This window comes from Chromobacterium sp. S0633 (assembly GCF_024158805.1).
Taxonomy (GTDB): Bacteria; Pseudomonadota; Gammaproteobacteria; order Burkholderiales; family Chromobacteriaceae; genus Chromobacterium.
The window spans coordinates 13989-26540 of record NZ_JAMZGH010000012.1 but is presented as its reverse complement, the minus strand read 5'-3'; the positions used below and the strand labels follow the sequence as shown (position 1 = coordinate 26540).

The 12552-nt window shown below is 66.0% G+C and carries 10 protein-coding genes; 9 read left to right on the top strand and 1 reads right to left on the bottom strand.

Annotated features, from left to right (window positions below):
- From NK214_RS09815 to cyoE, 9 genes are all read left to right on the top strand, one after another.
- Positions 1 to 1134: an amidohydrolase/deacetylase family metallohydrolase gene (locus tag NK214_RS09815; RefSeq protein WP_235086939.1), complete on the top strand. Its 1134-nt coding sequence runs from the start codon at positions 1 to 3 to the stop codon at positions 1132 to 1134.
- The gene (locus tag NK214_RS09810; RefSeq protein WP_253314368.1) at positions 1118 to 2236 is read left to right on the top strand and encodes a DgaE family pyridoxal phosphate-dependent ammonia lyase; all 1119 of its coding nucleotides are present in this window, start codon (positions 1118 to 1120) and stop codon (positions 2234 to 2236) included. The genes NK214_RS09815 and NK214_RS09810 overlap by 17 nt, the downstream gene beginning before the upstream one ends.
- Positions 2233 to 2967 carry a KDGP aldolase family protein gene (locus NK214_RS09805; protein ID WP_081545444.1) on the top strand — a complete coding sequence of 245 codons (735 nt, stop codon included), beginning with the start codon at positions 2233 to 2235 and terminating at the stop codon, positions 2965 to 2967. Before NK214_RS09810 ends, NK214_RS09805 begins: the two co-directional genes overlap by 4 nt.
- A gap of 46 nt (positions 2968 to 3013) precedes the next feature.
- Positions 3014 to 4930 (top strand): transcription antiterminator, encoded by a 1917-nt coding sequence (locus NK214_RS09800; RefSeq protein WP_107800429.1) that lies wholly within the window; start codon positions 3014 to 3016, stop codon positions 4928 to 4930.
- 724 nt (positions 4931 to 5654) lie between these two features.
- Positions 5655 to 6590: a ubiquinol oxidase subunit II gene (cyoA, locus tag NK214_RS09795; RefSeq protein ID WP_319792906.1), complete on the top strand. Its 936-nt coding sequence runs from the start codon at positions 5655 to 5657 to the stop codon at positions 6588 to 6590.
- A 7-nt stretch (positions 6591 to 6597) separates the two neighbouring features.
- Entirely contained in the window at positions 6598 to 8640 is a 2043-nt protein-coding gene (cyoB, locus tag NK214_RS09790; RefSeq protein WP_107800428.1) for a cytochrome o ubiquinol oxidase subunit I, read from the top strand.
- Positions 8641 to 8655: 15 nt separating this feature from the next.
- Complete coding sequence (gene cyoC / locus NK214_RS09785; RefSeq protein ID WP_166452675.1) at positions 8656 to 9270, top strand: cytochrome o ubiquinol oxidase subunit III; 615 nt, start codon at positions 8656 to 8658, stop codon at positions 9268 to 9270.
- Complete coding sequence (cyoD, locus tag NK214_RS09780; protein WP_227104785.1) at positions 9267 to 9587, top strand: cytochrome o ubiquinol oxidase subunit IV; 321 nt, start codon at positions 9267 to 9269, stop codon at positions 9585 to 9587. The genes cyoC and cyoD overlap by 4 nt, the downstream gene beginning before the upstream one ends.
- A 22-nt stretch (positions 9588 to 9609) precedes the next feature.
- Positions 9610 to 10515, top strand: a complete 906-nt coding sequence (gene cyoE / locus NK214_RS09775) for a heme o synthase (protein WP_227104783.1) — start codon at positions 9610 to 9612, stop codon at positions 10513 to 10515.
- A 71-nt stretch (positions 10516 to 10586) separates the two neighbouring features.
- On the opposite strand, the gene NK214_RS09770 is transcribed toward cyoE, so the two are convergent.
- Positions 10587 to 12551, bottom strand: coding sequence for a biotin carboxylase N-terminal domain-containing protein (locus NK214_RS09770; protein ID WP_253314367.1), 1965 nt, complete (start codon positions 12549 to 12551; stop codon positions 10587 to 10589).
- Between the last annotated feature and the right edge of the window lies 1 nt (position 12552).

The following is a 12552-nucleotide window of genomic DNA, read 5'->3' as shown; positions in this document are numbered from 1 at the left end:
ATGGATGATTTGCTGATCAAGGACGCTTTGCTGGCCGACGGCTCGGTGCTGGACATCGCTATCCGTCACGGCAAGATCGCCGGGCTGGGGCGGCTGGACGGCCCGGCCCGGCGCACGCTGCGGCTGGACGGACGCTGGCGGCTCAGCGCCGGCTGGATAGACGGCCATGTGCATTGCAACCCGGCTTCGCCGATTTATCACGACGAGCCGGATCAGGTGGGCGTGGCCGGCGGGGTCACCACGGTGGTGGACGCCGGCAGCGTAGGGGCCGACGACGTCGCCGCCTTCCGCGAGCTGGCCGGCGCTTGCCGCACCGATGTGCGCGCCTTGCTGAACATCTCGCGCATCGGCCTCGTCACCCAGCATGAATTGGCCAATCTGGACGACGTCGACGTGGCGCTGGCCGGCGCGGCCATCCGCGCGCATCGCGATTTCATCGTCGGCATCAAGGCGCGGCTCAGCGGCAGCGTGGTCGGCGCCAACGGCGTCGCGCCGCTGGCGCGGGCCAAGGAGATACAGCGGCGCTTCGGGCCGCTGCCCTTGATGGTGCACATCGGCAACACCCCGCCGTCGCTGGACGAGATCGCCGAATGGCTGGAACCGGGCGACATCGTCACCCACTGCTTCAACGGCAAGCCCAACCGCATCCTGGACGCCGCCGGCGCGCTGCGCGCCTCGGTGCGGGCGGCGATCGAGCGCGGCGTGCTGCTGGACGTCGGCCACGGCAGCGCCAGCTTCAGTTTCCGCGTGGCGCGCGAGGCCATGGCGCTGGGCCTGTACCCGGACACCATCAGCTCGGACATCTATTGCCGCAACCGCGTGGCCGGGCCGGTGTTCGGCCTGGCGGCGGTGATGTCCAAATTCCTGAGCCTGGGCATGCCGCTGGAGAGGGTGCTGGACTGCGTGACCCGGCGGCCGGCGGAAGCGCTGGGACTGGGCGGCAAAGGCCGGCTGGAAGCGGGCGCGGACGCCGATCTGACCATCTTCGACATTGAAACCGCGCCGCGGCCGCAGAGCGATAGCGACGGCGACACGCTGACCGGCGTGCGGCACCTGACGCCGCTGGCGGCGGTGGCGGGCGGCGTCTTGCTGCCCACCGAACAAGGAAAGGCTTGCCATGTCTTCGATCTATGAGCAGTACCAGCTTAAGCCGGTGATCAACGCTTCCGGCCGCATGACCCTGCTCGGCGTGTCCACGCCGGCGCCGGAAGTGAGGGCGGCGATGGTCCAGGGCCTGGAGCGGTATTTCGAGATGAAGGATCTGGTCGACAAGACCGGCGACTACATCGCCCGGCTGCTGGAGGTGGAGGCCGCGACGGTGGTGTCCTGCGCGGCCGCCGGCATCGCCCAGTCCGTGGCCGCCGTCATCGTCCGCGACGACCCGCGCCTGCTGGTGAATCTGCACGCGCAGCCGGTGGCCGGACCGCGTGAGATCGTGCTGCCCAAGGGGCACAACGTCAATTTCGGCGCGCCGGTGGGCGCCATGGTGGCGCTGGGCGGCGGCCAGGTGGTGGAGGCCGGCTGGGGCAATGAGTGCTCGGCCGCGCAATTGGAGGCGGCGGTCGGCCCCGGCACGGCGGCTATTTTGTATATCAAGTCCCACCACGCCTTGCAGAAAAGCGTGCTCGGCGTGGCCGAGGCCGCCGAGGTGGCGCGCCGCCGGAAGGTGCCGCTGATCGTCGACGCGGCGGCGGAGGAGGACTTGCGCGAGTATTACCGGCTGGGCGCGGACCTGGTGATCTACAGCGGGGCCAAGGCGATAGAGGGGCCGACCAGCGGCCTGGTGCTGGGCCGCCGCCAGTATGTGGAATGGGTCAAGCTGCAAAGCCAGGGCATAGGCCGGGCGATGAAGGTGGGCAAGGAGGGCATTCTGGGCCTGACGTGCGCGATAGAACGCTATCTGAAGCAGGACAAGGAAAGCGGGGCGGCGATGGCGGAGCGGCTGCGGCCCTTCATCACCGGGCTGAACCAGTTGGCCGGCGTCAGCGCGCGCCTGGTCTGGGACGCCGCCGGCCGCGACATCGCCCGCGCAGAGATCGCTTTCGACGCCAGCGCCACCGGCGTCAGCGCGGTGGCCGCCGCCGCCGCGCTGAAACAGGGCGAGGTCGCCATTTATTTCCGGGAATACCGGGCCAACGAGGGCAAGCTGGAGGTGGACGCGCGCAGCGTGGACGCCGCTCAGCTGGAACAGATCGGCACGCGCATCCGCCGCTTGCTGACGGGAGAGAAGGCATGAAACTGGAACCCCATTTTTATCAGGACCGCGTTTGCTTGAATGTACTGGCTGGAAGCAAGCACAATGCCCGTCAGATTCATCAGGCGGCGGAAGGCCATGTGCTGGTGGGCGTGCTCTCGAAGAACTACGCCGACGTGGACAGCGCGGTGGCGGACATGCGCGAGTACGCGGCCTTGATAGACAACGCCTTGTCGGTGGGACTGGGCGCCGGCGATCCGCGCCAGTCCGACATGGTCAGCGCCATTGCCGGCCAAGTGCAGCCGCAGCACGTCAATCAGGTGTTCACCGGCGTGGGCGCCAGCCGCGCGCTGCTGGGTCAGGCGCGTACCGTGGTCAACGGCCTGGTGTCGCCCAGCGGCATTCCGGGCCTGGTCAAGGTGTCCACCGGCCCGCTCAGCGCCGGCGCGCCGGTCTGCGCCGCGCCGGTGGACACCGCCATCGCCATGCTCAAGGATATGGGCGGCAGTTCGATCAAGTACTTCCCCATGGGCGGGCTGGATTGCCGCGACGAATACCTGGCGGTGGCGGAAGCCTGCGCGCGGCATGATTTCTGGCTGGAGCCCACCGGCGGCATCACGCTGGAGAATTTCAGCGAGATCGTCCGCCTGGCGCTGGAGGCCGGCGTGCCCAAGGTGATACCGCATGTGTACAGTTCCATCATCGACGCCAGCGGCGAAACCCGGCCCGGCGACGTGGAGCGGCTGTTGTCGATGGTGAAAGCCTTGTTGTAGACGCGTCCGGGGAGGCCGGGCGCGGATGGGTTTAAGAAGGAGGCTCATGGTCAAATTCCCCTATCAACGGCTGGCCCAGGCCTTTGCCGCCCTGCAGGCGGAAGCGCTGCCGCAGGAAGAGCTGGCGCGCCGGCTGGCGGTGTCCACCCGCACCGTGCGCAACGACATCGACGCGCTCAACGCCATTCTGGCCGAGCACGGCGCGCGCTTCGTGCTCAAGCGCGGCGAGGGCTACCGGCTGCAGGCCGACGACCCGGAACGCTTCCAGCAGGTGCGGCCGCAGGCCGGCTCCGGCCGCGCCATTCCGCGTCAGGCCGGCGAGCGGGTGCATTATCTGCTGGCGCAGTTCCTCGGCTCCGCCTACGCCTTGAAGCTGCAGGACCTGGCCGACGCCTGGTGCGTCAGCCGCGCCACCTTGCAGACGGACATGGCCGAGGTGCGCGAGCGCCTGGCCGGCTACGGCCTGAGCATAGAGGCCAAGCCGCATTACGGCATGAAGCTGCTGGGCGCGGAATCCTCCATCCGCGTCTGCCTCAGCGATCTCTTGGCGCAGCTGGCGGCGGAGCGGGCGGACCATCCCTTGTTGAGCGCGGACCCGGTGCTGGCCGACGCGCTGGCGACGGTGCGCGCCGGCCTGCCCGGCTGCCTGAGCCGCGCCGGCGTCCGCCTCAGCGACGACGGCGCCCAGTTCCTGAGCTTTTATTGCGCGGTGGCGGCCAAGCGCATCGTCGACGGTTTTCCCTTGCAGGATTTCTCCTGCGAGGAAGCGCCGCCGGCGGCGGCCCAGGCCGCGACGCACATCGCCGGCCTGCTGCGGCGCATGAGCGGGGTGGAGATCGCCGCCGCCGAGCAAGCCTTCCTCTGCGTCAATATCGCCGCGCGCAGCCTGAGCGGCATATTGCCCAGCGCGATCAACGCCGACGATGCCGATGCGCTGGTCCGCTACATCCTCGACTACATCAACCGCCATTACCGCTACGATCTGCGCGCCGACCGGCAATTGCGCGACGATCTGGTCACCCACGTCAAAACCATGATCACCCGGGTGCGTTACCAGATCACGCTGGCCAATCCGGTGCTGGCCGACATCAAGCAGCATTACGCGCTGGCCTACGACTTCACGCTGGCGGCGGTGTCGAGTTGGGCCAAGCATTCGCCGTACCGGATTTCGGAGAACGAGATCGGCTATCTGGTGCTGCACATCGGCGTGGGGCTGGAGCGCCATTACCAGATCGGTTATCTGCGCCGGCCGCAGGCCCTGCTGGTGTGCGACGGCGGCAACGCCACGCTGCGCACGCTGGAGGCGGTGCTGCGGCGTCGCTTTCCGCAGCTGGAGGTGTGCGCCGCCTTGTCCTGTCAGGAGTACGAGGCGCTGGAGCATGTGGGCGCGGATTTCGTGGTGTCCACGGTGAGGCTGGAGGACAAGCGCAAGCCGGTGGCGCTGCTGTCGCCGTTTCCGTCGGATTACCAGCTGGAGCAATTGGCGCGGCTGGTGGCGGTGGACCGCACCCGGCCCTATATGCTGGAGCGCTATTTTTCCGCCCAGCATTTCTGGGTGGCGGAGCAGGGGCTGAGCCAGCAGGCGCTGTTCGAGCGCGTTTGCGGGCGGCTGCGCGAGGAAGGCTATGTCGACGCCGATTTCCTGCCTTCGGTGCGCGAGCGCGAGGATATCCTCAGCACCATGCTGGGCGACGGCATCGCCTTGCCGCACTCGCTGGGCTTGCTGGCGCGCAAGACCACGGTGTGCACCATCATCGCGCCTCACGGCATCGCCTGGGGGGAGGGCGGTGTGGCGCGGGTGATCTTCCTGCTGGCGATCAGCAAGACCGAGTACGAGGAAGCGATGGCGATCTACGAATTGTTCGTTTCCTTCATGCGTCAGCGCGCCGGTGCCCGGCTGGTGGAGAGCCGCAGTTTCGAAGCGTTTCTGCGCAATGCCTTGCTATGTCTGCCCGACGCCTGAGCCAGGCGGGGCCGGCGTTTTCCTCGCTGTCAATCCATATTGTTTGGTTTATGTTTTTGTTGTGATTTGTATTGAATCGCGTTGTTTTTGTGCACTGCAAGGGGCGGAGTTCCAGCTTTTTTGTAACAGTTTGAAACTGTATATAGGTTCGAGTATTTACTTCATGCTTTCGTTCTAGATCACGCCATGTCTGCGCTTTGGCTCTATTTTCGTCATTGATCTGTAACAAGCTCTCTGGATTTACCCCGCGAGCGGCCGTTAACCTGGATCAAATTTGCCCTTGAAAGTTGGGGGCGAACTGTTTTTAATAGCGCCGCCTGGCTTCACAACCGGGATGCTCCCGCCGCTTTCTGCGCCGTCCAGGGCTTGCTTGCCCGCCGGAAGACGCGTCTCCGCCCGAGGGTTCGCCGGCTGTCAGCGTTGTGATGTCCCAGCAGGGGAAGGCCGCTTGTCGCCGTTTTCCTGTCGCGTCATCCACCCGGGGCGATTCGCGTCGCCCCTGTCGATTGATCATGCCGACCTTTCGATTTTGATCAGCTCGCGCTGCGAGTTCCGCATTGCTTTTTATTATGCCAATAGCATTTGCATGGCCGTCGGCCGCGCAAGGGCTTGCCGTTGCCGTCCGGTCATGAGCCGGGCCTGGATTACCGCCGCCGGGGCCGATGGCGCGCAGCCTTACGCGCCCGGGCGAGATAACAAGAATGTTCAACCCGTAAAGTCGTAAATGATGAGAAACCAAAGACCCTCACGCCTGTGGCGGGGACTTGCTGTAGCTTCGGCGCTGCTGCTCGCCGGGTGTCAAGGCGGAATCCTTGACCCCAAGGGCCCCGTGGCGGCGGAGCAGAAGTCCCTGATCATCACGGCAACCGCGCTGATGCTGCTGGTGGTCATCCCGGTGATCCTGATGACCTTCTTCTTCGCCTGGAAGTACCGCGCCAGCAATAAGGACGCCGTCTATGAGCCGAAATGGTCGCATTCGACCAAGATCGAGCTAGTGGTCTGGCTGATTCCCTGCATCATCATCGCCTTCCTCGCCGTGCTGACCTGGGAAACCACCCACAAGCTGGACCCGTACCGCCCGCTGGATTCCGACCAGAAGCCGATCGAGGTGCAGGTGGTGGCGTTGAATTGGAAATGGTTGTTCATCTATCCGGAGCAGCAGATCGCCACGATCAACGAGCTGGCCTTCCCCAGCAATGTGCCGGTGAACTTCAAGATCACTTCCGACGCGGCGATGAACTCCTTCTTCATCCCGCAATTGGGCGGCCAGATTTACGCGATGGCCGGCATGCAGACCCAGTTGCATCTGCTGGCGCATGAGCCGGGCGTGTACAAGGGCTTCTCCGCCAACTACAGCGGCGCCGGTTTCTCCGGCATGAAGTTCAACGCCGTCGCCACCAAGACGCCGGCGGAGTTCGAAGCCTGGGTCGCCAAGGTCAAGGCCTCCGGCAAGACGCTGGACGTGAACGGCTACCGCGGCCTGGTGCTGCCCAGCGAAAAGAACCCGGTGGCCTATTACGGCGCCGTCACCCCCTATCTGTTCCAGGGCGTGCTGCACAAATACATGACCGGCCGCACCTCGCTGGCCGCCACCGAGGCCGACGTGAAGCTGGCCGCTCTGGCCAAGAGCCTGTGCGAACCGCTGACGGTGAAGGAGTAATCAAGACATGCTGTTAGGCAAACTTACGCTGGACGCCATCCCCTTCCACGAGCCCATTGTGATGGGCGCGCTGGGCGGCGTCGGCCTGATCGGGCTGATGCTGGTGGCCCTGATCTCCAAAATGGGCAAATGGGGCTATCTGTGGCATGAGTGGCTGACTTCGGTCGACCACAAGAAGATAGGCGTGATGTACATCATCGTCGCCATGATCATGCTGCTGCGCGGCTTCGCCGACGCGCTGATGATGCGCGCGCAATTGGCCATCGCCACCGGCGGCAGCCACGGCGTGCTGCCGCCGGATCACTACGATCAGATCTTCACCGCCCACGGCGTGATCATGATCATCTTCATGGCGATGCCGTTCATGACGGGCCTGATGAACATCGTGGTGCCGCTGCAGATCGGCGCGCGCGACGTGGCCTTCCCCTTCCTGAACTCGCTGAGCTTCTGGCTGCTGGTGGCGGCGGTGATCCTGGTCAACCTGTCGCTGGGCGTGGGCAACTTCGCCCGCACCGGCTGGGTGGCCTATCCGCCCTTGGCCGGCATCGCCTTCAGTCCGGACGTGGGGGTGGATTACTACACCTGGGCCTTGCAGATATCAGGGATAGGGACGACGCTGACGGCGATCAACTTCCTGGTCACCGTGATCAAGATGCGCGCCCCCGGCATGAAGCTGATGGACATGCCCATCTTCACCTGGACCTGCACCTGGGCCAATGTGCTGATCGCCAGCTCCTTCCCCATCCTGACCGGCGCGCTGGCCATGCTGAGCCTGGACCGCTATCTGGACTTCCATTTCTTCACCGCGGAAGCCGGCGGCAACGCGATGATGTATCTGAACCTGTTCTGGGCCTGGGGCCATCCGGAGGTGTACATCCTGGTGCTGCCCGCCTTCGGCATTTTCTCCGAGGTGGTGTCCACCTTCACCGGCAAGCGCCTGTTCGGCCATAAGTCCATGATCTACGCCAGCGGCGCGATCTCCATCCTGGGCTTCATGGTGTGGCTGCATCACTTCTTCACCATGGGTTCCGGCGCCAGCGTCAACGCCTTCTTCGGCATCGCCACCATGATCATTTCTATCCCGACCGGGGTGAAACTGTTCAACTGGCTGTTCACCATTTACCGCGGCCGCCTGCGCTTTGAAACCCCCATCCTGTGGACGCTGGGCTTCATGGTCACCTTCTCCATCGGCGGCATGACCGGCGTGCTGATGGCGGTGCCGGGCGCGGACTTCGTGCTGCACAACAGCCTGTTCCTGATCGCCCACTTCCACAACACCATCATCGGCGGCGCGGTGTTCGGCTATCTGGCCGGCGTGACCTTCTGGTTCCCGAAAGTGTTCGGCTTCAAGCTGAACCCGAAACTGGGCAAGGCCTCGTTCTGGTTCTGGCAGATCGGCTTCATGTTCGCCTTCATGCCGCTGTACGTGCTGGGCTTCCTCGGCATGACCCGCCGCCTGAACTACACCACCAACCCGGAATGGGAGCCGTGGCTGTATCTGGCGCTGTTCGGCGCGCTCTTGATCGCCTGCGGCATCGCCTGCCAGTTGCTGCAGATCGTGGTCAGCATCCGCGACCGCAAGAAGCTGGCCGACGTCAGCGGCGACCCGTGGAACGGCCATACCCTGGAATGGTCCACCTCGTCGCCGGCGCCGTTCTACAACTTCGCCAAGCTGCCGGTGGTGCATGACATCGACGCCTTCACCGACATGAAGGAAAAAGGCGTGGCTTACGCGGTGCCCAAGTCCTACGAGCCCATCCACATGCCGAAGAACACCGCGATGGGCGTCTATATCGGCGGCTTCACCACGGTGTTGGGCTTCGCCCTGATCTGGCATATCTGGTGGCTGGCCATCGTCGGTCTGGTGGGCATCGTCGGCTGCATGCTGGCGCGCGCCTACGACAACGATCTGGACTACTACGTGCAGCCGGAGGAAGTGGAGGCCATCGAGCGCGAGCGTTTCGAAAAACTGGGCATCGATGTGGACAACTACACCGAGCGCGACCCGGCCCAGCCGCACAAGGCGGCGCGTCCGACCACCACCGCGTAACAGGTTGAATCCGACATGACGACTTATGTAAAAGACGCGCACGAAGCGCACGACGACCACGAGCACCACGACAGCGGTTCGCAAACCGTGTTGGGCTTCTGGTTCTACCTGATGACCGACTGCATCCTGTTCGCCAGCGCGTTCGCGGCTTACGCCGTGCTGTTCCGCAATGTGGCGGAAGGCGTGTCCGGCAAGGAGATCTTCGATCTGCAATACGTGCTGGTGGAGACCGCGGCGCTGCTGCTGTCTTCCATCACCTACGGCTTTGCGATGATCGCCGGTCAGAAGGGCAATAAATCCGCGGTGCTGGGTTGGCTGGGCATGACCTTCCTGTTCGGCGCCGCCTTCATCGGCCTGGAAATCAACGAATTCCACCACCTGATCTCCGAGGGCCACGGCCCGCAGGTCAGCGCCTTCCTGTCGGCCTTCTTCGGCCTGGTGGGCCTGCACGGCCTGCACGTGACCGCCGGCCTGATCTGGATGGCGGTGATGATGGTGGAAGTGGCCAAGACCGGCCTGACCGGCCGCGCGATGACGCGTCTGAACTGCCTGTCTCTGTTCTGGCACTTCCTCGACATCGTGTGGATCTGCGTGTTCACCGTCGTCTACCTGAAAGGAGCCATGGGATGAGCCAGGCACATCAACACGCCGCGCACGGCAGCGTGAAAAGCTATCTGATCGGCTTCCTGCTGTCGGTGGTGCTCACCGCCATTCCGTTCTGGATGGTGATGGGCGGCGCCTTCACGCCGCAGGCGACGGCGATCGGCATCTTCGCGCTGGCGGTGGTGCAGATCGTGGTGCATCTGAAGTATTTCCTGCATCTGGACTTCAGCAAGGAGGGCAAGCTCAATACCTTCTCCTTCCTGTTCACCGGCATGGTCATCGTGCTGCTGGTCGGGCTGTCGATCTGGATCATCTACACCGCCGACGCGCTGATGATGCGCTGAGGCGGGTTTGAGAGAGACCGTCTTGACATTCAAGCGCTATCTGCAGGTGACCAAGCCGGGCATCATCTTCGGCAACCTGATCTCGGCCGTCGGCGGTTTTCTGCTGGCGGCCCAGGGCCGGGTTGACTGGAGCTTGCTGCTGGCCACCCTGGCCGGCCTCTCGCTGGTGGTGGCGTCCGGCTGCGCGATCAACAACTGCATAGACCGGGACATCGACGCCAAGATGGCCCGCACCCGCAAGCGGGTGCTGGTCACCGGCGCGATGAGCGCGCGGGCGGCGCTGGCCCATGGCCTGCTGCTCGGCCTGGCCGGCTTCTACGCGCTGTGGCGCTGGACCAATCCGCTGGCCTTCGGCTGCGTGCTGTTCGGCTTCGTCATCTATGTGGGGGTGTACAGCCTCTATATGAAGCGCCATTCGGTGTACGGCACCCTGGTGGGCAGCTTGTCCGGCGCGGTGCCGCCGGTGGCCGGCTACTGCGCGGTGACCGGCCGTTTCGACGCCGGCGCGGCCATCCTGCTGCTGATGTTCTGTCTGTGGCAGATGCCGCATTCCTACGCCATCGCCATCTTCCGCCTGCAGGATTACCAGGCGGCGGGGATTCCGGTGCTGCCGGTGGTCAAGGGCATTTCCAGCGCCAAGCGCCAGATCGTGCTCTACATCCTGGCCTTCGGCGCCGCCACCGCGATGCTGGCCTTCGGCGGCTACGCCGGCTACGGCTATCTGGCGGTGGCCGGGGCCACCAGCCTGTGGTGGCTGAAGATGGCCTTGTCCGGCTACAAGCGCAGCATCGACGACCGCGTCTGGGCGCGTCAGCTGTTCTTCTTTTCCATCATCACCATCACCGCGCTGTCGGTGATGATGGCGGTGGATTTCCGGCAGCCGGAACGCCAACAGCTGGCCGGTTTGAGCGCGTCCGCGCAGTCCTGAACGCCAGCAAGCCAAGACAAAGCGCGGGCCGCGGCCCGCGCTTTTTTCATGGCTGAGCGGCTAGAGGCCGATCAAGCCTCGTCGGCCGCGACGCTGACCAGCAGCTGGTCGGCGGCGACGATGTCGCCCACCCAGCAGTGCAACGCGCTGACGACGCCGGCGCGCGGCGCGTAGATGCGGTTTTCCATCTTCATCGCCTCAACGACGGCCAGCACCTGATTGGCCTCCACCCGCTCATTGACCGCCACCGGCAGCGCCACCACCGTGCCCGGCATCGGCGAGGCCACTCGCTGGCCGGCGTCGGCGTCCGCCTCGGCGGCTTCCGGCTGCTCCGCCTGCAAGCGCAGGCGATGGCCGGCCACCGTCAACTCCATGTCGTCGCCGCAGGGCAGGGCGCTCCATTGCCGCCCGTCCACCTCGCCGCGCCACAGCTCGCCGTCGCGGCGCAGTTCCACGCGCAGGCTCCGCTCCGCCACCGCCGCGCGGACCTGGGCGCCTGAGCGTTCCAGCAGCCGGGCCTGCCAGCGCGAGGCGCCGGCGCGATAGCTCAGCCGGCCCAAGGGCGCGTCCGGGTCCAGCGCGGCGCGGTCGTGCGGGCCGATGCCGCCCTGCCAGGGCGAGGACGATTCGACGCAGGCCAGGGTCAGTTCGACGGCGGCGGCGCAGGCGACGGCCTCGGCCAGCGGCGCGGCTTCCGGCGCGGCGGCGAGCTGGTCGACCAGATGGGTGTCCAGCTCGCCGGCCCGCACCCGCGGCTCGCGCAGCAGCCGCTCGATGAAGCCCAGATTGGTGCTCAGGCCCGGCAGCGCGGTGTCGCGCGCGGCGGCTTGCAGCGCGTCCAAGGCCGCGGCGCGGCTGCCGCCGTGGGCGATCAGCTTGGCCAGCATCGGATCGTAGAAAGCCGGCACCTCGCCGCCGTCGCCGTCGAAGGCCGCGTCCACGCGGCAGCCTTGCGGCCAGCGCGCCAGCAGCGCCTTGCCCGGCATGGGCGCGAACTCGCGCAGCGGGTCTTCGGCGTAGACTCGGCATTCGATGGCGTGGCCGTCGGCGCGGATCTCCTCCTGGCGCAGCGGCAGGGCTTCGCCGGCGGCGACGCGCAACTGCCACTCCACCAGGTCCAGTCCGGTGACGGCCTCGGTGACCGGGTGCTCCACCTGCAAGCGGGTGTTCACCTCCAGGAAATAGAATTGGCCGTCCGGCGCCAGGATGAATTCAAAAGTGCCGGCGTTTTGGTAGCCGATGGCCGCCGCGCCGCGCACCGCGGTGTCCAGCAGCACGGCGCGGGTGGCGGCCGGCATCGCGCAGGCCGGGGCCTCCTCGATGATTTTCTGATGACGGCGCTGCAAGGAGCATTCGCGTTCGAACAGATGCGCCACATTGCCGTGGCGGTCGCCGAACACCTGCACTTCCAGATGGCGCGGCCGCGCGATATAGCGCTCCACCAGCAGCCGGCCGTCGCCGAAGCTGGAGCGGCCGACGCGCACCGCGGCGTCCACCGCCTCGCGCAGCGCGGCTTCTTCCCACACCACTTGCATGCCCTTGCCGCCGCCGCCGGCCACCGGCTTGAGAATGACCGGATAGCCGATCTCGGCGCAGCTCTCCAGGATCAGTCCGTAGGACTCGGTGGCTTCCGCCGAGCCCGGCGTCACCGGCACGCCCGCCGCCGCCATCAATTGGCGCGCGCGCGCCTTGTCGCCCATCTGGGCGATGGTGTCGGCGTCGGGGCCGATGAAGACCAGGCCCGCGGCGGTCACCGCGCGGGCGAAGTCGGCGTTTTCCGACAGGAAGCCGTAACCGGGATGGATGGCCTCGCAGCCGCTGTCCAGCGCCGCGGCGATGATGGCCTCGCCGTTCAGATAGCTGGCGCTGGCCGGGGCCTCGCCTATCCAGCGCCGCTCCGCGGCCCCTTCCAGATGCGCGGCGCCGGCGTCGGCCGTGGAGTAGACGGCGACATGCTCGATGCCGAGCCGCCGGCAGCTGCGGGCGATGCGGCGCGCGATCTCGCCGCGGTTGGCGATCAAAATTCGTTTGAACATG